This is a genomic window from Maricaulis sp. (assembly GCF_039978735.1).
GTDB lineage: Bacteria > Pseudomonadota > Alphaproteobacteria > Caulobacterales > Maricaulaceae > Maricaulis.
The window spans coordinates 28322-53439 of the sequence record NZ_JBDWAS010000058.1; the positions used below are offsets into that span (position 1 = coordinate 28322).

Annotated in this window: 16 protein-coding genes; 11 read left to right on the plus strand and 5 right to left on the minus strand. The window is 64.9% G+C overall.

The features are described from left to right. Positions 1-109: 109 nt before the first annotated feature. From ABJO18_RS17545 to ABJO18_RS17560, 4 genes are read left to right on the plus strand one after another with little or no spacing between them, the layout of a single operon-like run. Entirely contained in the window at positions 110-1954 is a 1845-nt protein-coding gene (locus tag ABJO18_RS17545) for an AMP-binding protein (RefSeq protein WP_348516036.1), read from the plus strand. A 27-nt stretch (positions 1955-1981) separates the two neighbouring features. Further along, complete coding sequence (locus tag ABJO18_RS17550) at positions 1982-2788, plus strand: DUF1295 domain-containing protein (RefSeq protein ID WP_348509648.1); 807 nt, start codon at positions 1982-1984, stop codon at positions 2786-2788. 15 nt (positions 2789-2803) lie between these two features. Next, positions 2804-4285: a carotenoid oxygenase family protein gene (locus ABJO18_RS17555; RefSeq protein WP_348509649.1), complete on the plus strand. Its 1482-nt coding sequence runs from the start codon at positions 2804-2806 to the stop codon at positions 4283-4285. A gap of 13 nt (positions 4286-4298) precedes the next feature. Further along, positions 4299-4838: a nuclear transport factor 2 family protein gene (locus tag ABJO18_RS17560; protein WP_348509650.1), complete on the plus strand. Its 540-nt coding sequence runs from the start codon at positions 4299-4301 to the stop codon at positions 4836-4838. Here the strand turns inward: ABJO18_RS17560 and ABJO18_RS17565 are convergent. From ABJO18_RS17565 to ABJO18_RS17580, 4 genes are all read right to left on the minus strand, one after another. Next, positions 4835-5626, minus strand: a complete 792-nt coding sequence (locus tag ABJO18_RS17565) for a glycosyltransferase domain-containing protein (protein WP_348509651.1) — start codon at positions 5624-5626, stop codon at positions 4835-4837. The genes ABJO18_RS17560 and ABJO18_RS17565 overlap by 4 nt on opposite strands. Before the next feature lie 3 nt (positions 5627-5629). Further along, entirely contained in the window at positions 5630-6502 is an 873-nt protein-coding gene (locus ABJO18_RS17570) for a glycosyltransferase family 2 protein (RefSeq protein ID WP_348509652.1), read from the minus strand. A gap of 269 nt (positions 6503-6771) precedes the next feature. After that, a complete protein-coding gene (locus ABJO18_RS17575; protein WP_348509653.1) occupies positions 6772-8241 on the minus strand; it encodes a DASS family sodium-coupled anion symporter in 1470 nt (489 codons plus the stop codon). Position 8242: 1 nt separating this feature from the next. Next, a complete protein-coding gene (locus ABJO18_RS17580; protein ID WP_348509654.1) occupies positions 8243-9157 on the minus strand; it encodes a hypothetical protein in 915 nt (304 codons plus the stop codon). A gap of 344 nt (positions 9158-9501) precedes the next feature. Between ABJO18_RS17580 and ABJO18_RS17585 the strand changes: the two genes are divergently transcribed. The 7 genes from ABJO18_RS17585 to ABJO18_RS17615 all read left to right on the plus strand — a co-directional run bounded on the left by ABJO18_RS17585 (position 9502) and on the right by ABJO18_RS17615 (position 22507). Then, complete coding sequence (locus tag ABJO18_RS17585; RefSeq protein ID WP_348509655.1) at positions 9502-10806, plus strand: TetR/AcrR family transcriptional regulator; 1305 nt, start codon at positions 9502-9504, stop codon at positions 10804-10806. Next, the gene (locus ABJO18_RS17590; protein WP_348516037.1) at positions 10803-12209 is read left to right on the plus strand and encodes a lyase family protein; all 1407 of its coding nucleotides are present in this window, start codon (positions 10803-10805) and stop codon (positions 12207-12209) included. The genes ABJO18_RS17585 and ABJO18_RS17590 overlap by 4 nt, the downstream gene beginning before the upstream one ends. A gap of 139 nt (positions 12210-12348) precedes the next feature. After that, positions 12349-12927 carry a sigma-70 family RNA polymerase sigma factor gene (locus ABJO18_RS17595; protein WP_348508444.1) on the plus strand — a complete coding sequence of 193 codons (579 nt, stop codon included), beginning with the start codon at positions 12349-12351 and terminating at the stop codon, positions 12925-12927. 7 nt (positions 12928-12934) lie between these two features. Beyond that, a complete protein-coding gene (locus ABJO18_RS17600) occupies positions 12935-13963 on the plus strand; it encodes a FecR domain-containing protein (protein ID WP_348508443.1) in 1029 nt (342 codons plus the stop codon). A 148-nt stretch (positions 13964-14111) separates the two neighbouring features. Continuing rightward, entirely contained in the window at positions 14112-17273 is a 3162-nt protein-coding gene (locus ABJO18_RS17605) for a TonB-dependent receptor (protein WP_348508442.1), read from the plus strand. 125 nt (positions 17274-17398) lie between these two features. Further along, positions 17399-20302, plus strand: a complete 2904-nt coding sequence (locus tag ABJO18_RS17610; protein WP_348508441.1) for a TonB-dependent receptor — start codon at positions 17399-17401, stop codon at positions 20300-20302. A 120-nt stretch (positions 20303-20422) separates the two neighbouring features. Next, complete coding sequence (locus ABJO18_RS17615) at positions 20423-22507, plus strand: S9 family peptidase (protein ID WP_348508440.1); 2085 nt, start codon at positions 20423-20425, stop codon at positions 22505-22507. Here the strand turns inward: ABJO18_RS17615 and ABJO18_RS17620 are convergent, their stop codons facing one another. Next, positions 22508-25108: an EAL domain-containing protein gene (locus tag ABJO18_RS17620; RefSeq protein ID WP_348516038.1), complete on the minus strand. Its 2601-nt coding sequence runs from the start codon at positions 25106-25108 to the stop codon at positions 22508-22510. Positions 25109-25118 lie beyond the last annotated feature (10 nt).

The following is a 25118-nucleotide window of genomic DNA, read 5'->3' on the forward strand; positions in this document are numbered from 1 at the left end:
CAAGTCATATCGCGTGGCGGGTTTTCGGGTTGGTCCGTTCATCGATTGACAGTCCCGCGAAGAGCGCTCTAACGTGACATGAATTGCATAATAATACCTGGATGTCGTCATGCCCGCAGACTACCGCGCCGTGGAATTCCCGCCGGTTGACCTTGAAATAGACCGCCGTCCCGACGGGACGATCGTGATGACGCCGCGCGAGCCGCTCGATGTCAGGGATGCTTCCGTCCCGGCGGGTCTGGCGCGTCAGGCGCGGCTGCAGCCGGACAAGGTGCATCTGGCGGCCCGCCCGGCACGGGGCGAGCCCTGGGTGACGGCGAGCTTTGCCGAGGTGAAGGCGCGGGCAGACGCGCTGACCCGCTTCCTGCTCGACCGGGGCGTCGACCCGGCCAGACCGCTGGTGATCGTTTCGGGCAATTCGATCGACCACGCCGTTGTGCGCTATGGCGCGATGGGGGCAGGTGTGCCGGTGTGTCCGGTCAGTGCGAATTATGCCCTGCTGGGCGCAGCCGGCGGGTTCGAGCGCCTGCGCCACGTGATGGACATGGTCAATCCGGGCTTCGTTTTCGCGGAAACGGCGGCTTATGCCCCCGCAGTCGACGCGACGGCGCCGGCCGATGCGGTGGTGTTGAGCCGGGCCCCCGACGCTTTCAGGACGCCAGCAAGCGATCTGGCCGACGTGCTGTCCGCACCGGCCGGAGACGACATCGAAGACCGGATCGCTGCGCTCGATCCCGATGCGCCGGCGGCCTACATGCTGACGTCCGGCTCGACCGGAAAGCCCAAGGCCGTGATCCACACCCAGCGCATGATCACCTCCAATCTCTATCAGGGATGGCAGGTGCTCGGCCGCGCTGCCGGCTGGGACGATGTGCTGCTGGAATGGCTGCCCTGGAGCCATGTCTCCGGCGCCTTTTCCTCGATGGCCGCGGCGATCTTCGGCGGTACTTTCTACATCGACAACGGCAAGCCCTTGCCCGGTCTGTTCGACGAGACGATCGAGAATCTGCGCGAAGTTCCACTGACCTACTTCACCAATGTGCCCGCTGGCTATGCGATGCTCACCGAGGCGCTGGAGAAGGATGAGGCGCTGCGCAAGACCTTCTTCGAGAAGCTGCGTCTGATGCTCTATGGCGGAGCGGGTCTGCCGCAGCCCGTCTATGATCGCCTGCAGGCGATCGCCGAGGCGGAGACCGGAAATCGCGTCTTCATGACGACCGGATACGGCGCCACCGAGACCACATCGGGCTGTATGTCGATCTATTTCCATTCGGAAAAAGTCGGGATCGGTCTGCCGATGCCGGGGCTTCAGGTAAAGCTTGTCCCGCTGGACGAGACCCGTTTCGAACTGCGCATGAAGGGACCGATGGTGACGCCGGGCTATCTCGGCCGGCCGGACCTGGAAAGCCAGATCCGCGACGAGGACGGCTTCTACAGGATCGGCGACACAGCCCGCTTTCACGATCCGGCCGACCCCGCCCAGGGCCTCGCCTTTGCCGGCCGGCTGGCCGAGGAATTCAAGCTCGATACCGGTACATTTGTCAGCGGCGGCGAGCTGCGGGCCGAACTGGTGCGCGTCGGCGCGCCGCTGATCACAGATCTCGTGCTGTGCGGTGAAAACCGGTCCTACCTGTCCGCCCTGATCTGGCCCAACGCCGGGGCGCTGGCAGCCGAAGCCGGACTGCCGGACATGCCACCCGCCGACCTGGTACGCGATCCGCGCGCCCTGGCCGCTATCGAAGCGCGCCTTGCGGCACACAATGCGGCGTGCTCCGGGTCGAGCGAACGCATTCGCCGGTTTGCCCTGCTGTCAGACCCGCCGAATGCCGAACGCCACGAAGTATCTGACAAGGGAACGATCAATCAGGAGGCGGCCCGGCGTCATCGCGCCGCCGATGTGGAGCGTCTCTATGCCGACACGCCCGACGCGGGCGTGGTGGAAATCGCACGCTGACGACCTGCCTGACCAACGGAGCAAGACATGCCTGAATTTGTGTTTGTGATCGGCGTCAACTTCGCCGTCCTGATCGGTACCATGCTGGCCCTCTGGCTGATCAGCGTTGCCATTGGCGATGTCAGCTTCATCGACTCCTTCTGGGCGGCGGGCTTTGTGCTCGTGGCCTTTGTGACCCATTTCCTCACCCCTGACGGCGACGCCCAGCGCAAGCTCCTGCTGCTGGCGATCACGACGGTGTGGGGGCTGCGCCTGGCCGGCTACCTGCTCTGGCGCTGGCGCAAGGAAGGGCCGGACAAGCGCTATGTCGCTCTGCTCGGCAAGGCCAAGGGCAATCCGCACATGACCAGTCTGACGAAGGTCTTCCTGCTGCAGGGTGTCCTCTTGTGGATCGTCTCGCTGCCGGTGCAGCTGGGCCAGGTGCCGGCGCAGCCGGCCGGCGTCAGCTGGCTGGCCTGGGCAGGCGCCGCGCTGGCGATCATAGGCATCTTCTTCGAGACCGTCGGCGACTGGCAGATGGCGCGGTTCAAGGGCAATCCGGACAATGCCGGCAAGGTCATGGACCAGGGCCTGTGGCGCTATACGCGGCATCCCAACTATTTCGGCGATGCCTGTGTCTGGTGGGGCCTGTTCCTGATCGCGGCGGAGACGACGCTGGGCCTGTTCGCGATCGTCGGCCCGATGCTGCTCACCTTCCTGCTCGTCCAGTGGAGCGGTGCCGCCCTCCTGGAGCGCCGTCTCAAGCGGTCGCGGCCCGAATACGAGGCCTATATCCGCCGCACCAGTTCCTTCATTCCGATGCCGCCGCGCCGCGATAGCGGCGAAACGGCCTGATCACAGGAGTCCCCGATGTCTGTTGTGAAGCTCGGCACGGTCCCGCACCGCGATCCCGATCCGAACCATCCCTATACGTCCGGTGCCTGGACGCCGGTGTTCGACGAGTATGACGCCGACGATCTCGAAGTGATCGGCGAGATCCCGAAGGATATCGACGGGATCTACGTCCGGAACAGCGAGAATCCGGCTTTCGGTTCGATCGGTCTTTATCACCCGTTCGACGGCGATGGCATGATCCACACCATGTCCTTCCGCGACGGCAAGGCGAGTTACAAGAACCGCTTTGTGCGGACCAAGGGGCTGATGGCCGAGATCGAGGCGGGCAAGCCGCTCTGGGCCGGCATTGCCGAGGATCCGCGCCTGTCGACCCGGCCGGGCTGGGGCGCGCATGGCGGCATCAAGGACTCATCCTCGACCGATGTCGTCGTGCATGCCGGCAAGATCCTGTCGACCTTCTATCAATGCGGGGAGGGCTATCGGCTCGACCCCTACACGATGGAACAGTTCGGGACGGAAGGCTGGGTGCCGCTCGACGGTATCTCGGCACACCCCAAGCTGGACGAGAACACGGGCGAGCTGCTCTTCTTCAACTACTCCACCCACGCGCCCTACATGCATTACGGCGTCGTCGGGCCGGACAACAAGCTCAAGCACTACATCCCGATCCCCGTGCCGGGCCCGCGCCTGCCGCACGACATGGCCTTCACAAAAAACTATTCGATCATCGCGGATCTGCCGCTGTTCTGGGATGCCGATATTCTGGCCAAGGGGCGCCATGCCGCGCGCTTCCACCGCGACATCCCGACCCGCTTCGCCATCGTGCCGCGCTACGGCCAGCCGGAAGACATCCGCTGGTTCGAGGCCGATCCGACCTATGTGCTGCACTGGATGAATGCCTGGGAAGAGGGCGACGAGATCGTGCTCGACGGCTATTTCCAGGAAGACCCGGCGCCCAAACCGCTTGAGGCGCCCGGCGGCGATCCGCGCCTCGGCCAGCTGATGGCCTATCTGGACGAGAACTCCTTCAAGCCGAAGCTGCATCGCTGGCGCTTCAACCTGAAGACCGGCGCGGTCAGCGAAAGCCATCTCGACGACCGGCTGCTTGAATTCGGAAGTTTCAACCAGACGTATGGTGGCGAGAAGTCGCGCTATCTCTACTCCACCTTCACCAAGCCGGGCTGGTTCCTGTTCGAGGGTCTCGTGAAGCACGACTTCGAGACCGGCAAGAGCGAGACGCTCAACTTCGGTGAGGGCCGGTTCGGCAGCGAGGCGCCGTTTGCGCCGCGCGTCGGCGCCAGGTCGGAGGATGATGGCTACATCGTCTCCTTCATCACGGACATGGTCGAAAACCGCTCGGAATGCGTCCTGATCGACGCGCAGAACATTGCCGACGGTCCGGTGTGCCGGATCATCCTGCCCCACCGGATTTCCAGCGGCACGCACGCAAGCTGGGCCGACGGCCCGACCGTGCGTGCAGCCCAGTCAGCAGCCTGAACGGAGATTGGACATGAGCTATCCGCCGAACACGCTTGAGACCCTGATCGCCAAACAGGACATACAGGACGTCCTCGCGCGCTATGCCCGGGGTGTGGACCGGGCCGACGCCGACCTGCTCCTGTCCTGCTATCACGCTGATGCGATCGAGGAGCATGGCAGCACCTACAAGGGTCCCGCGCACGAATACGTGCTGGGCGCGGTCGAGCGTCTGGCAAAGCTGAGCCATCCGATGGCGCACTATGTCAGCAATGTCCACGTCGAGTTCTCCGACGATGGCGAGACGGCCTGGGTCGAGAGCTATGTGCTCACCTTCGCGCGCTTCGACGACAAGTCGGGCCAGGCGCATGACACGCTGACCGGCGGCCGGCTGGCCGACCGTTTCGAGCGCCGCGGCGGGATCTGGCGGATCGCTCACCGCAAGATGGCCTTCGACTGGAACCGCGACGCCCCGGCCAACGAGACCTGGTGCCTGGGCCTGTTCAATCCCGACGACCCCAAAATGGTCATGGGCAAGCGCGGCAAGGAAGACCTGTCCTACAGCCGGTTCTAGCGGCCGGAGCCTCGCAGTAGGCGCTTTACTGACCAGAACAACTGCCAGGCGCGCAGGATGCCGGCATAGACCCAGCTGTCATATGACCGGGCATACACGTGCGCGTAGATCGGATTGACGTCGCGGCCGCGTTTGTGCGGGTAGATGCCGAAATACGGGTTTCTTTCGCGAAAATTGAAGTTCATGCGATGCGGCTCAACGCCGGAGCGCCACAGGGCGTAGGGGAGGCTGACCTGGTCTCTCAAGCGATAGGCTGCAAAGCAAGCGTTCCAGCATTCCATCGCCGTATCGAGTTCGATCACCTTGTGATTTTTCAAAAGAACTCCGGTCTCGAACAGCCCAACATGATCATCGAAACCGCTTTCCAGATACGCCTGATATTCCTGTCTCAGCCTTTCAGCGCCTTCAGCCTTCTTGTTCTGAATGCAGCTTTCGACCTCTTCGGCGACGTTCTTGCGCAAGGGGTGCGGGAATGTCCCAACTGCTTTACCGGCCGCCAGAAAGGACCTGAAGAGCGCTCGTGTCGAACCGAGAACCCTGATATTACCATCGACGTAGATAGAAGCGTCGTAGCCTGGCAGAATCCGCTGTATCAAAGCGCGGTGATAGAGGTTTGCGGCCTTTGGCGTCGCAAACGCTCCAGCGTCGACTGCGCGAGTGGTCCAGCCATGGACCTGCATGTCGGGGTCGTCGGTTATGATGACGTAGTCAATCTCCGGATCCGCTTCTACGGGCGGGTAGACGCGGTCGTAATCTCCGAAGACTGCGGTGTAGACGAGCAGGCGCATGAGCTAGCGGCCTGCGATAATCCGGCCAGCCCGCCGTGCACCTCGCGCCATGACACTCGTCGCGACATCGGGCCAGTAAGCCGGCATTCCGGGGGGGGGCACATTGTCCGCGAGCGCCCGGCTCCAGGCAATCTGGGCGCGATAGTGCTTGGGCTTCATCAGGGCGGGCCGCAGGACTGACGCCAATCGGGTCTGGAAGGTCTTGTCCTTGCGTTGCAATCCGTTATTGCCTTCGTACTCGCCCCGGTGACACACAGCGGCGCGTGGATTGAATTGGTAGAGGAGCTTGAGGTGCCGGGCGCGGGCAAAGAACTCCTGGCCAATGAACCCGTACATCTTCAGCCGCTCGCTGAAGAGGCCGGCTGATATCCAGTCTTGGCGGCGCATGCAGAGGTTGTTTTCGATCATGTACGCGTTCGGCCAGTCGCGATGCAGGGTCTCGAAGTCGAGCGGGGTGCAGGGCGGCAGTTTGGCCAGTTCCTGCATCTTCCAGACCATGCGCGTTTCGCGCGGATCGGACGGGTGGCGCGGGCCGCCTGTCATGACGCCGTCAGCGACGCAGGCCTTGTGCTCCGCAACGAAATCCGGTTCGGGAAAGCTGTCGTCATCGAGGATGACAACGGCTTCGCCGTCGGCGGCAAGGATGCCCCGATTGCGCGCCACGGCGAGGCCATAGTCGCGGCATTCGGTGTCAATCCACTTCAGGTCGAAAGGTGTCCGGCTTCCGGCAAGCATGTCGGCTGTGCCATCCGTCGATCCGTCAATCGCGACGATCAGCTGGAAATCCGGATCAGACTGCTGTTCCAGCTCGGCGATCAGCTGCGCGACGAGATCCTTGCGATTGTAGGTCGTTACAACGATCGAAAGGGAAGGCATCTTGGTCAGACCTTTTCGGCAGCGCTGCAAAAGGCCTGCTCGTGCGCTCGCCATGAGCGTCCTGATTTGTATACAAAGGTGGAGGCTCGGTCCGGGCGCAGAGCCTTTGCTACAGCGTCTGATCGACCTCTGATGCTCGACACAACAACGCCCCAATCAATGCGCCCGGAACCCACTGGTCTTGATTGCATATCAGGGAAAGACGGACAAGCCGCATCAGGCCCCACGGACCTGCGTTTCGTTCCGGATTTCGCGGCTTAACGGTGTCCCTACCCCCCAAACACGACCGGCGAGAGCCAGAGCGCGGCCATGGCCAGGACGGCGATGGCGACGATGTTCAGAAGGAAGCCGGCCCGGGCCATGTGCGGGATCGAGACAAGGCCCGAGCTGAACACGATGGCATTCGGCGGTGTCGCCACCGGCAGCATGAAGGCACAGCTGGCCGCCAGCGTGACCGGGATGACAAAGACCAGCGGATCCTGACCGGTTTCCACCGCAATCGCGGCGATGACCGGCAGGAAGGTCGCGGTGGTCGCGAGATTGCTGGTCAGTTCGGTCAGGAAGATCACGAGCGCTGTCGCGACGATCACCAGCAGGGCGAGGTTCAGCGCGCCGAGCGGCGCCAGTTGTTCACCCAGCCAGAGCGCGAGGCCCGAACTGGCGACGGCCGAGGCCAGCGCCAGGCCGCCGCCGAACAGGATCAGCACGCCCCAGGGCAGCTTGCCCATGTCCTCCCAGACCATGAGCGCCTTTCCGTCCTTGCCGGAGGGAATGAGGAAGGCGCCGACTGCAGCGATCATGGCAACGCCGGTGTCCGAGATCGAACCGATCACCGGCACGCCCGACAGGAAGCCCCGTCCGACCCAGCCGATCACCAGAAAGGCGAACAGCATGGCCGTGCGCACCTCGGCCGTGCTCATCGGGCCGAGGGCTGTGCGCATATGGCCGATATGCTTCATGGCGTCTGCGGAGGCGGTGAAGCTGACCGGGAAGATGATGCGGGTGAGCGTCAGCCAGGCGATCGGGAGCAGCACGGCGCTCACCGGAACGCCCACCAGCATCCAGCGCGCGAAGTCGACCTCGACGCCATAGCTGTCTGACATGAAGCCGACCATGAATGCGTTAGGCGGGGTGCCGACGAGGGTGGCGACACCGCCCAGCGTGGCCCCGTAGGCGAGTCCGAGCAGGAGTGCGATCGAGAAATTGCTCCGCTGGCGAACGTCCAGATCCGGCATGGTCTCGCCGATCACCGTGACCACGGAAACTGCGATGGGCAGCAGCATCAGCGTCGTCGACGTGTTGGAGATCCACATGCTGACGATCGCCGCTGCTAGCATGAAACCGCCGACCAGTGCGCGTGCATTCGTGCCCACCATGCGGAAGACGCCGAGCGCGATGCGCCGGTGCAGGCCACACCGCTCAATGGCCAGGGCCACGACGAAGCCGCCAAAGAAAAGATAGATGATCGGATGGGCGTAGGGTGACGAGATCTCGCCGATCGTCGAAACGCCGAGGACGGGAAACAGGACCAGCGGCAGGAAGGCCGTGATCGCGACCGGAATCGCCTCAGTTGCCCACCAGATCGCCATCCAGGCGCCGATTGCGGCGACGAACACGCCTTCGTTCGACAGGCCTTCCGGGCGCAGAAAGAGACCGATCAGGATTGCAGCCAGCGGGCCGGCGGCCAGTCCGATGCGCTGATAGAGGGCGGGCGCGTCGTCATGCGTCGCGTCAGTCATGTCAGTCTCCGTTCGTGGCAAGCTGGCAGGCGGCTGTATTGTAGACCGGTTCGGACACCAGATAGCGGACGGCGGCGGGCGCCATCCGGGTGTTGTCGTGGGCTACGCCGGGCACGGTCGCGACCGCCCATCCGTGTTCCAGTCCGGCATCGGCAGCCAATCGATCCACCAGGGCGGCAGTATTCAGGCCGCGCTCGAACCGGTGTGCGCCCTGGGCCCGGGCCTCGGGGGTCTGGCGCAGATTGGATGCATTCGGATCATTGTCGGCCTCGCCCAGAAGCAGGGTGACCGGCAGGGCGGCAATATCGCCCGGATCGAGCGGCGTGCGCGGCGCGCCGGCAAACCCGTACGGCCATTCGGCCGACATGTCCGGCCAGGTGTACCAGCCGGCATTGGCGACCACTGCGGCTTCGACGTGCGTATCCGGTGTCAGCATCAGGAAACGATGGACGAATTGCGCGCCGGCAGAATGTCCGAATATCGAATACCCGTTGCGTGTCGAACCCAGTCCGGCACGCATGGTTGCGAACAGGGGCTCGATGGCGTCGAAGGCTGAGACCGCATCGGTGCCGCGAAGCGGTTCGCCCAGATTATATCCGGAAGATCTTGGAAAGCCGTCCTGGTCGAAACCGGGGGCGATGATTGCCAGTCCGCAGGCGTCGGCCAGGTCGATCCAGGCGTCTCGATAATCGTCGGGATTGCGGTTCACACCGTGCATCACGAAGATGATGGGGGCGTCGGCGGGGAGGTTTTCGGGCCGGTAGGTTTCGACGCTGAGATCGGGCCCGCCCCATCCGGAATAGACCAGCGAGGCGCGACCCGTGGGGATGGCAAAGCTCGAGTCCGTGCCTTGTGCAGCAGCGATGCCTGTCATCGCGGACAGGGCGGCGAGCGTGGCAATGTGGGAGAAGCGCATGATAGACGGTCCGGATTCGGGCCGGGAGGGCAGGCTGGATGTATGGCGTGCTAGATCGCCCGGTTGCTGAGCATGCGGGCGAACTGGTCACACTTCGAGCGTGCCCTTGAATTCATGCTGCCCTCCCCGCATTTTGTGTTTCGATGACAGTGACGGCGAAGTTCCGACGGTGTCAATAAAAAACGTACACGTCGTTCAAATTGCCTTCCCTCGGGCTTGTCAACAATGCCGGGCTGGGGTTGTATGGGGAGGAGCAAGACGGGCGCGCGACTCTTCGGAACGTCGCAAATGCCCGCGGGGTCGGTCTTTTCCGGTTCCGTACTCAAAGGAAAGAGGCACGATCTATGAGCGTACTCCGTCCCGACTTCCCCGACCATTCTTCGCCGTTTTCGCGCGAACAGGAGCGACAGCGCAAGGAGGCGGCCATCCTGTCGGCGGCGGCGCGGCGCTTTGACGCCGAAGGTGTCCATGCGACGCGGCTCGAGGACATCGCCGGGGATCTGGGGCTGACGAAGACCGGGATCAGCTATTATTTCGCGTCCAAGGAAGACCTGGCCGGCGAAGTTTACCGTGCAGCGGCGCGGGCCCTGGCCGAGGCGGTCGAGATTGCGCGTACGGCAGACGGTGCCGCCGCCCAGCTGCGCAAGCTGTTCGAGGTTTTCGCCGATCACATGCGGGCCGTGTCGGAAGGCCGGCGGCATAATCTCGCGGCGATGAATGATCTCGATGCGCTGGGGGACGAACTCCACGCGAGCATCGCGGCGGAGCTGTCGCGCTGCGTCTCGGACGTCAATAACATGATCGCCAGCTGGGTCCGGGAAAGCGGGGCGCCACTCGGACGGCCTGAACCGGCGACCTTCCTTGTTTTCGAGCTGCTCGACTGGATGGGGTCCTGGCCGCGGCGCAAGCGCGACTGGAATATCGACACGGCGGCAGACACACTCCTCGAGATCCTCGCCGGCGGTCTCAAGGCGGGCGGCGACTGGCAGCCGGCCGCCCTTCAGCCTGGATCGCCCGATGTCGGCGTGCCGCAGGTCTTTGACCGCGAAGCCCGCAACCGCATGAAGCGGGAAGCCTTCCTCAAGGCTGGCACGCGCTTCTTCAACAAGAAGGGCTTCGGCGGTGTTGCCCTGTCGGAAGTGGCCGCCTCGCTCGGGGTCACCCGCGGCGCGTTCTACTATCACATCCCCGACAAGGAGCAGCTGCTGGAGCAATGTCTCGAACGGTCCTTCACGGCTGTCGAGCAGGCGCTGGACCGGGCTGAGGGCGGCGGCCGTTCCGGGCTCGGTGTGATCGAGCATGCCATTCGCGACCTGATTTATCAGCAGGCCAGCGGTGTCACACCGTTGCTGCGGCCCTCGCTGGCCGCAGCCCTGCCGGAAGCGCGCCAGCGCCGGCATGCGGCCAGGCTGCGCAATATCGCCCGGCGCTTCGGCGACGCGCTGGAGCATGCCGTCGAGGCCGGTGAGGCGCGGCCGGTGGATATCCAGGCGGCCGAGCGCATCCTGACACACGCTGTCTTCCTGAATGGCGGCTACACGATTGCCGCCGCGAACAGTTTCACCGACTGGCGGATATCCGAAGATCCGCTCACCGCGACCATCGACTATGTCTACATCCTGATGCGTGGTCTGGGAGCCGGGCAGTGAGCCGACTGCGGCAGGCGGTTTGCGCCGCGGTCATCCTGTGCGCGGGGCTGGCTCCCGGCGCTGCAGGCGCACAGTCTGAGAGTATCGAGGACGTCTTCTCGGATGCGCGGCTGAATGCCTATGTGCTGGAGATCGAGGCTGCCCTGGCGCGCGCCCAGGCGGCCGAAGGCGTGATCCCGCAATCGGCGGCTGACGCGATCACGGCGGCAGCCCGGCCGGAAGCGGTTCCGGCAGATGCGCTGGCGGCGGAATATGCGATCGTCCGCCACCGCATGGTTGCCTTCCTCAACGTGTTTTCGCGCTCGCTCGACGCTGACGCGGCCAACTATCTCCACTATGGCGCGACCACGGTCGACATCTATGACACGGCGGCGATCCTGCAGGTGCGGCAGTCGATCCTGCTTCTGATCGAGGACTTGCGGGCGATCGAGCTGCAGCTGATCGATCTTGCCGAGACGCACCGTGACACGCCGATGATCGGCCGCACGCTGGGCCAGCATGCCCTGCCGATCACGTTTGGCAAGAAAGTGTCCGGCTGGATCGGCGAGAACCGCCGTCATATCGAGCGCCTTGCCGACCTGCTCGACCGGGTCGAACGGTCAGCCATCATGAAGGGCGCGGTCGGCAGCTATGTCGGTCTGGGCGACCGGGCCCAGGCGGTCGAGCGCCGGTTCGGTGAGGAACTGGGTCTGTCGGAACCCTATGCCGATGACTGGCACGCCTCGCGCGACGTGTTTGCCGAATATGCCGTCACCCTGGGTCTGCTCGCGCGCTTTTACGGTCGGGTCGGGCAGGAGGTCTTCCTGTTGCAGATGACCGATATCGCGGAGGTTATCGAACAGCGCAGCAGCACGGCGGTCGGATCGAGCACGATGCCGCACAAGAATAATCCGTCCCTGTCCGAGGCGCTGATCCACTATTCCCGGACCATTCCGGCGCTGTCGGACATCGTCGCGGACGACATGATCAATTTCTTCGAGCGCGACAACACTTCGCGGCCCAATGACGCCATCGGCGAGCTGTCGATCGAAGCCGAGGACATGCTGTCCGCGGCCAACCGGCTTGTGGGGCGATTGCATGTCGACGCCGAAGCGATGCGCCGCAATCTGGATCGCTCCGGCGGCTGGATACTGTCGCAGCGTTTCGTGTTCGCGCTGGCGCCGCATATCGGCCGGACCGAAGCGGAGGAACTGATCCGCGATCTCGCCGCCGAGGCGCATGAAAACGGTGCCGGGCTTCGTGAGGCGGCGATGGAAAATGCCGTTATCCGCGAAGCGCTTGGCGAGGCGGAAGTCGAGGCCCTGCTGGATCCGGAAACCTATATCGGCCTGGCCGGAGAGCAGGTCGATGCCGTGATCGCCGCAGCGCGTGCGGCGCGCGAGACGGACCCGTCCGCCGACTGACAGACTCCACCGCATTCGATATGAGACACTCGACGCTCCGGATCGGGTACCTTGCGCCTGCATCGGCTCTGGTAGAGCATGCCGGACTGTCCTGGGACAGGGCGCCAGAGGGGGCGGCCGGCTGCGGGGAAGCGTAAGAATGGTGGCGGCCGTCAGTGATGCCGTAAATGTGGAAGAGTTGTACCGCGTGCACGGGCGGCGCGTGCGCTGGATCGTGTGGCGCATTGTCGGCAATGCCCAGGATGCGGACGACATCACCCACGCCGCGTTCGAGCGCCTGCTCGAGGTTGATGGCGATACCGGACCGGTGCGGAATGAGGGCGCGTTCGTCACGACGATCGCGACCAATCTTGCGCGAAACCATCTGCGGCACTGCAATACGGTGCGGCGCCATTCTGCCGCAGTAGCGCATCATTACAGTGACGTTATTGCCCCATTCGCACCGCCTGCGGACACCATAACGGATGAAGAACGTGACATGGCCCGGCGCGCGGCCCTGTCCGAAGCCATCGGGCAGCTGCCGCCGAAATGCCGGCACGCCTTCGTGCTTTGCAAGCTGAAGGGGATGACCTATCAGCAGGCCGCAGAGCGGATGGGTATTTCGATCCACATGGTCAAGAAACACGTTCAGCGCGGCATGGCGCGTCTGGCCGAGCATCTGCACGGGATGCCGGACGGGAACGGGGATACAGCAAGGGCGGCGAACGATGCCGGCTGATCGCGATATGAACATCTTCGACACCGCCTCTGTCTGGGCCGAGCGTCTTATGGCCGACGGTGCGCTGGACGCAGCCGTCGAAGCCGAGCTGGAAGCCTGGTTGCAGGCCGATCCGCAGCACCAGGCGGCACTCAATGCCTGTCTCGAGCTCGAGGGCATGATCGATGCCGCGCACGGCAGCGACTGGGCCGACGGTCTGATCGCCGCCACCGAGGCGGAACTGACGGCGGACGAGGCGCCCGGCCGTCCGGCCTGGATCGTGCCGGCCGTGATCGGCATGGCGGCGATGCTCGCCCTGGCGATTGCCTTGCCTGTGTGGACAGGCATGCTGGGCGGGGATCGGCCGACTGACATTGACGGAGCTGTGCAGGTCGCGGCTCTGGAAACCTATTCCACGGCGCGGGGTGACCGGCAGGAGATCGCCCTGCCGGACGGGTCGGTGATGACGCTGAACACCGGTTCCCGGGTCACGACGGCTTTTGCCACCGATGAGCGCCGGGTCGTGCTGGAAGCGGGGGAGGCCCTGTTCGAGGTTTCGCACGATCCCTCGCGGCCCTTCATCGTCGAGGCGGGCGGACACGAAGTCCGGGCCGTGGGCACCGCGTTCAACGTCTATTCCCGCGATGACGGGCGTACGGTTGTGACGGTGGTCGAGGGTCTGGTGCAGACGCGGATCGAGAGCGGTCCGGCATCGGCGGCCCTGCTGCGCGCCGGTGACCAGGTCGAGCTTGTGCCGGGTGAGCCGGCGCCCGAACCGGCGCGGGTCGATGTCGTCGCTGCGACCGCGTGGCGTCAGGGGCGGCTTGTGTTCGACGGGCGACGCCTGAGCGAGGTGGTCAGTGAATTCCGCCGCTACAACGATCTCGACATTGCCTTCGCCGACGGGCAGCTGGGCGAATTGCAGATCTCAGGCTCCTTCGACCCGTCCGACAGCGAGGCGTTCCTGGCGGCCCTGTCGGCGACCGAGTCGCTGCGCATCGAGCGGGTTGGCGACGGTATCCGGATCCACGCGTCCGAGGGAAATATACAACCCTGACTGGCCCGCACGTGCATCTTCCGGCAGCAATGCGACATTTCGGTAACAGCGATGTCACATGGCTTCTGGCAAGTTGTCACATGAGGGGGATCGGGCGTCCCCGTATCGAGGTGCGGGGATGCGCGTCAGCGGCAGGACATCAGTCAGGATGAAAGGCGTCCGGGCAGCCCTCCTCGGTGCGCTGCTCCCGGTGATGATGCCGCACGTCCCGGCTGTGTCCCAGGAGACGCAAACCGCCGCGCCGGACGCTTTCAGCTTCGACATTCCGGCCGGACCGCTGGGGCCCGCGCTGTCGCGCTTTGCCCTGGTGACGAGCCATCAATTGCTGGCGGAATCGCATCTGGTCGCCGGTGTGCAGACCCGGGGTGCCGAGGGGCAGTATTCCGCCGAGGAAGGGCTCGAACGGCTACTCGCCGGAACCGGGCTGGAGTTCAGCACCGTCGATGCCCGGACCCATGTGCTCGGGCGGCGCTCCGGCAATCCGTCCGCGGGTGTGTCTACGGATGCGCGGCCCGGCATTGTCCGCCTGTCCGGGCACCCGGTGAGTGACGATCCGGCCGGAACGCCCGCGGCGTCCGCTTATATCGATCCGCAGGAAGTGATCCTGGTCACCGGGTCGCGCTTCGAGCGGGCCGGGCGGGCGGCGGTGCTGCCGGTGCAGGTGATCGGCCGCACGGCGCTGGAAACCTCGGGCGCTATCGAGATCGGCGAGATGATCGCCAGCCAGTCGCCGGCGACGCTGGAGTTCTCCAACGCCTCCACGCATCTCAGCGCCCAGAATGCCGGCCTGTCCTCGATCGGGCTGCGCGGTCTGGGCACGACGCGCACGCTGGTCCTGATCGACGGGCGGCGCACGGTGGCAAACAGCGGCAATGCCAGCCGCTTCGGCTCGGACACCATCCCGGCGGAGTTTGTCGAGCGGGTGGAAATCTCCACCGGCGGCGCGTCTGCGGTCTATGGCTCGGATGCGATTGCGGGCGTGGTCAATTTCGTCCTGATCGACAGTCTGGAAGGCGGCCGCCTGCTCGCCCAGGCCGGCATGACCCAGGACGGCGGCGGTCAGTATCACGTGCTCAGCGCTACGCAGGGCTGGCGGTTCGGTGATGGCCGGGGGCGCCTCCTGTTCAACGTCACCCGTGACCACATGCGCCGTATCGGTGCCGAGGACCGCGACTGGGCGCAGGTTCCGGTCAGCCTGGCGGGCGATGGCGAGACGCTGGAAGCGGACCTGTCGAGCTATACGCCGGGCGGACGCTTCATCGGCTATGACTTCTGGTATGACGAGGCCGGGCTGCAGACGGATTTCGATATCGCTGTCGATGGCTATGACACCCGCTCCTTCGCCACGATCTCGGTGCCGCGCGAGCGGGACCTGTTCGCGCTGAAACTCGACTATGATTTCGATGGCGGCGTGTCGGCCTATTTTACGGGCCTGTTCTCGCACAGCGAGAGCCTGTCCTCGCGGGAAGCCCAGACCGCCTATTACAATGAGCGCTTCGGGCTCGACAATGAGCGGATCGGCATGATTCCGGTGGACCATCCGCTGGTGCCCGAACCGATCCGCCAGGCCGCGCTGGACGGGGGATTGTCCGGCATCACCTGGCGCCGGCGTTTCAGCGAGCTGGGCGAGGAATACCGCCGGAACGACCGGACGACACAGCGCTTCTGGGCCGGGCTGCAGGGCGAGGCGGGTATCTGGAGCTGGGACATCGCCCTGGGCCACGGCCGCTACGACCAGGATCAGCTGCGCAGCGGCGAGGTGAATTACGCCCGCATCCGAAACGCTCTGGACATTGAGGCCGATCCGGCGAGTCCCGGCAATTATCGCTGTGTCAGCGCCGCTGCGCGCGCCGCCGGGTGTGCGCCTCTGGACATGTTCGGCGTGAATGCGATCTCGGCAGAGGCGGCCGACTATATCCGCGCCACCGACCGGCTGGAGGTCGAGGTCGAGCAATGGACGCTGGGCGGGTCGGCGTTGGGCGATGTCGCGCTGCCGGACGGGCGTGTGATCTCGCTGGCCTGGGGGGCGGAACACCGTGTCGACAGCCAGCGCACGCGCGGCGATGCGGCGGCGCTGAACCGCGAGACCGGCTATGTCGGCGTTCCCGATCTGGATGCGGTTGGCCATGCGAGCGAAGTCTTCGCAGAGGCCCTGGTGCCGGTTGTCCCGGACCGTTTCGACGTAACCGCAGCCGTGCGCCTGGCCCATTATGATATCGACCGGGTCGGCCTTGTCGGCAGCTATCGCCTCGGCGGTGTGTGGTCGCCCAGTGATGCGCTGGCTTTCCGCGGACAGGTCTCCCGTGCCCAGCGTGCGCCCAGCCTGACCGAGCTCTATTCCGGGCCGCGCGGCGACTATGACACCGTCAGCGACCCCTGCCACGGCGTGACCGGCGCGAGTTCCGGCCGGATCGCCGAAAACTGCCGCTCCGAGCCGGGTATTGCCCGGGCGATCGCCGAGGACGGCATCTACGAGCAGACGATCACCAGCGTCTATGCGCCCAATTCGGGCAATCCGGATCTCGAGGAAGAGCGCTCGGATGCCGTCACGCTGGGGCTGGTCTACACACCGGTGCGGGCCGAAGGGCTCAGCCTGTCCGTCGATCTCTACGACATCCGGGTGTCCGGTGCGATCTCGTCCCTGTCCAGCCGGGCGCTGCTGTCGGAATGTTATGGCGCGCCGGTCGCGATATCCGCCAACCGGTATTGCGCCGACATCCAGCGCGGCGAGACGGGCCAGCTGCTGGAGATGCAGAACCGCGTCGCCAATCTCAACGAGATCCGGTCTGCCGGAGCCGACGTGACGCTGGACTATGCCTGGCAGGTGTCGCCCGCCTCGATCTGGGCCGGTGACTGGGATTTGCGGATTCTCTACGCCTATACCGACCGTCTCGAGCAGGTGTTTGAAGGCTCGGACGGCGATGTCAGCCGATCGGTCTGGGACGGCGAGGTTGGCGCGCCGCACCATCGCTGGACAGCGCGCCTGGGCGTGACGCGCGGGCCCTGGCTGGTGCAGTGGCGGGTGCGCTATGAGGGGGCGGCAATCGACGGGCATGACCGCGCCGCAAAGGCCAATGCCGGGGATATGCTCTTCCTCGAAATCGATCCGTGGATGCAGCACGACCTGCATGTGCGCTATCTCGCCGGCGCTGATGGCCGGCTGCAGATTTTCGGCGGCATCAACAATGTCTTCCACGATTACGGCCCCTTCCTGCCAAGTGGCACGGAAAGCGGCGGCCGGCGCAATTTCAGTCCGGGCTATGATGCAGCCGGGCGGCGCGTCTATGCCGGTATCCGGGCGCGCTGGTAGGCCGCCGCCATCTTTTTCTCAAAATTTGTGACAACCCGGGTACCCGATGCGGTCCCTTGCGTGTCTCCCCTCTACCAACACTACGCGCAGTCGAGGGGACGGTGCGAAAAACAAGGGGATTTCCGATGAGTTTGGGTAATCGAACCGCATGGACCACGGGCCGGGCCATGCTGATGGGCGGTGTGTCCGCTGCCGCCATGCTGCTCGGCGGCGCCGCTGTCGCGCAGGACGCTTCCGCCGATCCGCAAGCGTCCAGCGAAGACACGATCGTGGTCACCGGCTCGCGCATCCGCCGGACCAACGCCACCACGGCAATCCCGACACAAATCTTCACGACGGACGATATCGACGAGTCCGGCACGGTCGATGTCGGTGAAATCCTGGTCGATATCCCGGGCGTCGATTCCAGCCTGTCGCCGGAAAGCACCGATCTGAGCATCCAGAATTCGGGCCTCTCGACGATCAATCTGCGGGGCCTGGGCTCCGAGCGGACGCTGGTCCTGATCGATGGCCGCCGCGCCGTGTCGAACTCGGGCAATGGCGAACGCGTCAGCCTGCAGACCATTCCGGCCGGCTTTGTCGACAGTATCGAAGTCACCACCGGCGGCGCCTCGGCGATCTACGGTTCCGACGCCATTGCCGGCGTGGCCAACATCATCCTCGAGCGCAACATGGAAGGCGTCGAGGTCGACGCCCGCTATGGCTGGGCGGATGCGAGCGGCGAACGGGAAACCACGCTCGAACTGACCATGGGCCGCAATTTCGACAATGACCGCGGCAATATCATGGTGGCACTGAGCTACGACCATGAGACTGCGGTCTATGCCGACGAGACGCGTCCGGACTCGCTGCGCACCGACGACTGGTCGGGAAATGGCGAGTACAATGACTACTCGCTGACCTCCTACCTGCCGGGCGGCCGTTTCGAGAGCGACGATGCCTGGAATGTCGATGGCGTCTGGTACAATGACAAATCGCTGGCGCCGAACGATGGCCGCGATCCGGCCATCGGCTTCGAAACCGAACTGGATGGCTGGAACTACCGCCCCGGCCGGACCCTGTCCCCGGAAGTCACGGCCTACACCGCCGCCGCCCGTGGCCGTTACGAGCTGACGCCGCGGATCGAGGTGTTTGCGGATCTGCTCTGGTCGCGCGTGGACAGCCTTTATGAGGGCTCCTACGAGTCCGCGATCTATTCGACGGATATCGGCCCGATCGGCAATACGTTCGATATCGGCCAGATCGCGAGCGACCATCCCTTCATCCCGGCGGCCGTCGAAGAGACGCGCTCCGGTTCGGTGAGCTGGTATCGCCGCTTTGTCGAAGTGGGCCAGGAAACCCGTGACAACGAGCGCGAGACGATGCGCTTTGCCACCGGTCTGACGGGCGAGCTGGGTGAAACCTGGCAGTGGAACGCCTTTGCCACCTATGGCCGGTTCGAGCAGAACCAGATCCAGGGCAACAACCTGAATTACCTCAACATCCACTACGCGCTGGATGTCGAGTCCGATGGCGCCGGCGGCTATCAATGCGCCGATGCCGGTGCCCGTGCGGATGGCTGTATCCCGCTGAACATTTTCGGTGAGGGCTCGATCACGCCGGAAATGGCCGACTACATCCGTATCGACGGTCACGTGCAGCAGATCCGCGAGCAGACCGTGATCGGCGGCTCGATGAATGGCGAGCTCTTCGAGGCCCCCGCCGGTGCGGTGTCCGCCGCCTTCGGTGTGGAATGGCGTGAAGAAACCCAGGACACGAATGTCGACGCCATCATTCTGGAAGAGACCACCAGCCTGTCGGTGATCCCGGAAATCGAAGCCAGCTTCGACGTCGTGGAAGCGTTTGCCGAAGTCGAGATCCCGGTTCTGGAAAATGTCACGGCACAGCTTGCCGCGCGGGTGGCCGACTACTCCACGATCGGCACGATCTCGTCCTACAATGTGGGCGGCTACTGGGAACCGACCGACACGCTGCGTTTCCGCACGCAGTATTCGCGCTCGCAACGCGCACCTACGATCACCGAATTCTACTCGGCACCGCGTCAGGACGCCGACGATCTGCGCGATCCGTGTGATGGCCTGAGGCCGGACGGTTCGGGCGTCACCGCCCCGCCGGGTACCGGCTTCGATCCGGCCGTGATCGCCGCCAACTGTCTCAGCAATCCGGGCATTCAGGCCTTTTTCGCCGATCCCAACAATGCCGGACAGCCGTTCGAGTTCGACGGTTCGGTCAATGCGCCGAACGCGGGCAACAACACGCTGACCGAGGAAACCGCCGACACCTTCACCATCGGTGCGGTGTGGGCGCCGTCCTTTGCCGAAGATCTCGTCTTGATCGTGGACTACTACAATATCAAGGTCGAAGACGCGATCGGCTCGGTCTCGACCCAGACCACGGTCGACCTTTGCTATGGCTCGCCGAACTTCCCGAACAACCGTTTCTGCGATGTCGTCACGCGCGACACGTCGAACGGCCGGGTGATCGAGGTGATCAACCGCGAGGAGAACCTCAACGAGCTGCTGTCCGAAGGCATCGACGTGTCGGTGCTGTGGGACTTTGAAGTGCAGTCCGTGCCGGGCGAGTTTGGCCTCGACCTGCGCTATTCGCGCTCGCTGGCTGACGAGTACGAGTTCATCGGTGAGGCCGGTACGCCGGTGCGCGAGGACTCCAACGGCTCCATGTACGACCCGACCCACGAAGCCCGGGCACGCCTGTCCTGGAGCCGCGGCGACTTCTACGCCAGCTATACGCTGAAGTATGAGTCCGGCGGCATTGACGATCTCGATGTGGATCCGAGCGATCCGTATTACTTCGAGGCCGACGACCGCTTCGTGTCGAACATCTATGCCCGCTACCGCTTCGGCGACGACTACCGCACCACGGTCTATGCCGGCATCAACAATCTGTTCGACGATTACGGCACCTTCCTGCCGAGCAACTTCAACTCGGGCAGCACGTCCAACCTGAAGGGGCCGCAGAACGATCCGATCGGACGCCAGTTCTACGTCGGCCTCCGCTCCCGCTTCTAAGTCTCCTCCTCCGAGACGATTGGGTCCGGCACTCTGTCCTGTCTTTATGGCAGGGCGGGGTGCCGGGCACTTTTCCAACGCTTTGACTGGACGGCGCCGGCAAGGCGTCGCGAGGATAACATGTTCCGCCAATTCGCTTCTTCCGCCGTGGCCGCGATGCTGGCCGCGAGCGCATCCCTGCATCCTGCCTTCGCCGAAGACCCGCTGCCTGCAACGCTCGCAGCCCGGCCGGACATCCCGGTAGCCGACCGGTATATGACACCGGTCGAGATGGTGGCGCTTCGCAGTATCGGCGAGGTCTCGCTGGCCGATGACGGCCGGCGCGCCATCGTCACGCTGACCCATGCCGACTGGGTCGAGGACGAACGGGCCGACCGGTACTGGGTGCTTGATATCGCCTCCGGCGAGCTGGCCTATCTGTCCGGCTTCGACGAGGCTGATACGGTGGCCTTCTCGCCCGACGGCCGGATGCTGGCGGCGGACCAGCCGCCGGAGGGTCGCAAGGAGGACGAGGTCTTCCTGGCCAATGCCGATGGCAGCGATCTGCGCCGGCTGACCCGGCATCCCACCGCTGTGCAGAGCATGTCCTGGTCGCCGGACGGGCAGTTCATCTACTACCTGGCGACCGACGATCTCAGTGACGAGCAGCGCGACCGGCGTGACCGGGTCGAGCTGATCGAGCCCTATTTCGAGACCACGCGGCACCGTCATCTCTGGCGGGTCGATGTGGACAGCGGCGCACGCCAGCGCATGACGCAGGGCGACTGGTCGGTGCGCAGCTATGATGTGGCTGCCAGCGGCGCCGTGCTGATCCGGATCGCGCCGGCCGCCGATCTGGACTCCGCCTATGACAGCGAGCTGTGGATCAGCGAGACGCCCGAGCCGGGCGGCCAGTTCCGCCGCATCACCGCCAACAACTGGATGGAAAGCAATGCCCGCCTGTCGCCCGATGGCCGGCGGATTGCCTACAAGGCGCGCGTCAGCGGCGCCGGGCTGGACTATGTGCAGAACAATCTCATCGTCATCGATCTGGAGACCAATGAAAGCCGGATCCTGACCGATGGTGCCGATTTCGAAGTGGACGGCATGGCCTGGCTGCCCGATGGCGAGAGCCTGGTCATGGCGGTGCAGGCCGGCGTGCGCTCCGGCCTGGTGCGGATCGATGCAGAAAGCGGCGAGGTGACGGCGCTGTCGCTGCACGATCGCCACCTGGCCGACTGGTCGCTGGATGCGGCGGGCAATGCCGTCGCCCTGTTCGAGACGCCGACGACGAATGGCGATCTCTGGCGGATCACGGCCGACGGTACGGAAACCCGCCTGACGACGATCGGTGCGGCCACCGTCGCGCCCTATCACCTGCCCGAACAGCAGCTGATCCGCTGGCCCAGCCATGACGGCCAGGTGATCGAAGGTTTCTACTTCCCGCCGCTCGTCCACACCGGTGACGGTCCGCCGCCCCTGGTGGTGCAGGCCCATGGCGGGCCGCGCTCGGCAGACGAGTTCGGCATGTGGAAATGGGGCCGCTATGTGCCGGTGATGACGGCGCAGGGCTATGGCGTGCTGTGGGTGAATTATCGCGGCGGTACCGGTTATGGCGATGCCTTCATGCAGGCCATGCACGGCACCTATTTCGCCCATGCCGACCGCGATGTGATGAGCGGGGTCGATTATCTGGTCGAGACCGGCCGCGCCGATCCGGAGCAGCTGATCATGTCGGGCTGGAGCGCCGGCGGTCACATGACCAACCGGCTGATCACCACGACCGACCGTTTCCGAGCGGCCTCGTCCGGGGCCGGGGCTGTCGACTGGGCAGTGCACCATCTCACCAGCGACACCCGCCAGGCCCGCCGTCTGCTGTTCGGCGCCGATGCCTGGGCCGAGGGGGCGCTGGAAACCGTGTTCCAGCCGCAATCCCTGCTGCGGGATCTCTACCGCGTGACCACGCCGACCCTGATCTTTGCCGGCGAGGATGACGAGCGGGTGCACCCGTCACAATCCATCATGCTCTACCAGGCGCTGCGCAATCTGGGTGTCGAGACGCGGCTCTACCTGGCGCCGGGCGAGGGGCATTCCTTCTCGGACCTGTCTCACCGCCTGTTCCGCATCAATGCCGAACTGGACTGGTATGCCCGGCATCTGGGGCGGGAAGCCTATGAGTGGCAGCCTCTGCCCGTCGATCCCGATGACGAGGATGACGGTGCGTAACTACCGCGTGCCGATCTGGCGCGGGGTGAAGGTGGGGGCCGGCAGGTTGACGGCTCCCGCCGCCTTTGCGGCATCGAGGAAGGCCACCAGTTCCGGCACCGGCAGCGGCTTGGACAGGCCGAAGCCCTGTGCCCAGTCACAGCCCAGCAGTTTCACGATCGCCAGGCCTGCATCGTCCTCGACGCCTTCGGCGACGAGATCGAGACCCAGATTGTGGGCGAGGTCGACGGTCGACTTCACCACCATGCGGTCGCGTTCCGACGTCGCCACATGCTGCACGAAGGCCCGGTCCAGCTTCAGTTCGCGCGCCGGCAGCGTGCGCAGATAGGCCAGCGAGGACAGGCCCGAACCATAATCGTCGATCGACAGGCGCACGCCCGCCTCATTGATGCGGTTCAGGTTGGCGATGGCCAGTTCCGGATCGTCCATCACGGCGGTTTCCGTGATCTCGAACGTGATCCGGCCGGCGGCGGTCTTGATCAGATCGAGGGCGATATTGACGAAATCCGTATCGCAGACGAGTGCGCCGGAAATATTGGTCGCAACGCAGATATCGTGACCAGCTTCGGCGAAGCGGCGCTGGTCGTCGATCACCCGCTGGATGGCCCATTCGGTGAGCGCGCGGATATGCCCCATCTCCTCGGCCTGATGGATAAAGGCCGCCGGCGGAATGAAGCCCTGCTGCGGATCGAACCAGCGGCACAGCGCTTCGGCGGACTGGTAGCGGCCGGTGCGCAGGTTGAGCTTGGGCTGGTAGTGCATGCTCATATCGCCCGACCGGGTCGCCTGGAGCATGCGGGTCATCAAGGTCAGATTGCGCGACGGATCGCCGTACTGGCCAGCGTCGAACAGGGCGGCGGCCTCGCGGTGCTGCTGCGCCTGGTGAACGGCGATCGTGGCGTGGCGGATGCACAATTCCGGATCGTCGCCAATCCCGACACCGCCGCGGACCGAGACATCGATATCCAGATCCGCAATCCGGACGGGCTCGGCGAGCCGTTCCACACAGGCCCGGGCCAGCGCCAGGGCGTCGTCGGCCGTGCGGCAGGTCGCCAGAATGCCCAGCATGCCGGGCGAGATGCTGTAGACCGTGTCGACCGGCTCGATCTCGCGCAGGCGGGCGGCCATGCGGGCCTGGATCTCGGCGAATTTGGTGAAGCCCAGAACGCTTTCCAGATGCTTGCGGCGATTGAGCTGCAGGGCGATGACATTCGGCGGCACGTCCGAACGCACGGCCCGCTCTTCAAGGCTGCGCTCAAGCGCGGCGCGTGACGGCAGGCCGGTCTGGGAATCCTCGTACAGCGTGCGGGCCAGGATCCGCGCACGCTCCTTGGCCGAGCGCTGGCGCACGACGGCGACGATCAGCAGCATCAGCACCAGGGCCAAGGCCGCGGTCGCGACGATCACGCGCTGGCTGGCACGCGAGCTTTGCAGGGCGAGCTCGCGCTGCAGGCCCTCGATCCGCAGCCGGTCGATCTCCATTTCCTGGATGGCGAAGTCGAACTGGGCGTTGATCAGCGCCGTATTGGCCGAGGTGGCAAACTCCGCGCGGTCGTCGTCGAGGCGCTTGAAGGCACGCAGGTGTGCCATGGCGTGACGCCAGTCGCCTTCGGACTCGTACAGCTGGGCCGCCATCTCGTGATAGGTGATGTAGGCCTGCGTGGTCGTTGTCAGGTCGCGTCCTTCGAAGACGCGTTCCATGTGCTGGATGGCGGTCGAGATATCGCCGCGGGCATAGGCAATCTGGGAGCGCACGCCCCAGAAGAAGCGCGTCCATTCCAGGTCCGGCATGTCGCTGACACGCTCGAAGGCCAGGTCGATACTGGCAGTGGCATCGTCATAATGACCGGCCTCGGCCTGCATGATCGCCAGGTTTTCGAGAATCCGGGCCTCCAGCGACGCGCTCTCCATGTCGCGCGCGAGGGTCAGCGCCGCCTCGAAGGCCAGTTCCGCCTCGTCATAGCGTTCCAGCTGGGTCAGCGCATTGGCGATATTATTGTTGGCCGACAGGCCGAGCGCCGGGTCCTGATAGCGTTCAAGCGCATGACGGAAATACTCGACCGCGCGCTCATACTGGCGGGCATCGGTGTAGAGCGAGGCAATGCCCTGCAGGGTGATGGATTCGCTGCGCGGCTCGCCGATATCGCGATAGATGTCATAGGCATTCTGGTAGTTTTCCAGCGCCTCGCCATGGCCGCCGAGCATCTTGTTGATGCGGCCGAGCGCGGTGAGGATATCTGCGTGAAGCTTGCTGTTCGGCGGATTTTCGCCCAGCGCCTCGAGCGCGCGTCTGGCGACGGGCAGGGCGTCCTCGAACCGCGCCAGGCGCAGAAGGGCTTCGGCCTGGAGCCACCAGACGGTTGCCTGGGCCGTGGCCGGATCGGTGAAATCGGTGATGGTGGGGATCAGGGCTTCGGCCGTGCGGGCGCGCTCAAGCGCTTCCTGCGGCGAGGCCATCATGACCGCCTGGGCCGATTCAACGGCCTGACGATAGCTGCTTGCGGGCGGGGCATCGTCCGTGCGGACATGACCGGACGCAGGTTCGCACACTGCACCGAGCAGCAGACACACGCCTGCAATCGCCAGGATTAGCCGCTGCATTGACTCACTT

What these genes read in the sequence shown, in the direction of transcription:
- ABJO18_RS17560 (WP_348509650.1), top strand. Translation starts at nt 4,299, where the DNA reads ATGAGCTATCCGCCGAACACGCTTGAGACCCTGATCGCCAAACAGGAC.
- ABJO18_RS17555 (WP_348509649.1), top strand. Translation starts at nt 2,804, where the DNA reads ATGTCTGTTGTGAAGCTCGGCACGGTCCCGCACCGCGATCCCGATCCG.
- ABJO18_RS17600 (WP_348508443.1), top strand. Translation starts at nt 12,935, where the DNA reads ATGAACATCTTCGACACCGCCTCTGTCTGGGCCGAGCGTCTTATGGCC.
- ABJO18_RS17575 (WP_348509653.1), bottom strand. Translation starts at nt 8,241, where the DNA reads ATGACTGACGCGACGCATGACGACGCGCCCGCCCTCTATCAGCGCATC.
- ABJO18_RS17620 (WP_348516038.1), bottom strand. Translation starts at nt 25,108, where the DNA reads ATGCAGCGGCTAATCCTGGCGATTGCAGGCGTGTGTCTGCTGCTCGGT.
- ABJO18_RS17550 (WP_348509648.1), top strand. Translation starts at nt 1,982, where the DNA reads ATGCCTGAATTTGTGTTTGTGATCGGCGTCAACTTCGCCGTCCTGATC.
- ABJO18_RS17585 (WP_348509655.1), top strand. Translation starts at nt 9,502, where the DNA reads ATGAGCGTACTCCGTCCCGACTTCCCCGACCATTCTTCGCCGTTTTCG.
- ABJO18_RS17605 (WP_348508442.1), top strand. Translation starts at nt 14,112, where the DNA reads ATGAAAGGCGTCCGGGCAGCCCTCCTCGGTGCGCTGCTCCCGGTGATG.
- ABJO18_RS17570 (WP_348509652.1), bottom strand. Translation starts at nt 6,502, where the DNA reads ATGCCTTCCCTTTCGATCGTTGTAACGACCTACAATCGCAAGGATCTC.
- ABJO18_RS17565 (WP_348509651.1), bottom strand. Translation starts at nt 5,626, where the DNA reads ATGCGCCTGCTCGTCTACACCGCAGTCTTCGGAGATTACGACCGCGTC.
- ABJO18_RS17545 (WP_348516036.1), top strand. Translation starts at nt 110, where the DNA reads ATGCCCGCAGACTACCGCGCCGTGGAATTCCCGCCGGTTGACCTTGAA.
- ABJO18_RS17595 (WP_348508444.1), top strand. Translation starts at nt 12,349, where the DNA reads ATGGTGGCGGCCGTCAGTGATGCCGTAAATGTGGAAGAGTTGTACCGC.
- ABJO18_RS17610 (WP_348508441.1), top strand. Translation starts at nt 17,399, where the DNA reads ATGAGTTTGGGTAATCGAACCGCATGGACCACGGGCCGGGCCATGCTG.
- ABJO18_RS17580 (WP_348509654.1), bottom strand. Translation starts at nt 9,157, where the DNA reads ATGCGCTTCTCCCACATTGCCACGCTCGCCGCCCTGTCCGCGATGACA.
- ABJO18_RS17615 (WP_348508440.1), top strand. Translation starts at nt 20,423, where the DNA reads ATGTTCCGCCAATTCGCTTCTTCCGCCGTGGCCGCGATGCTGGCCGCG.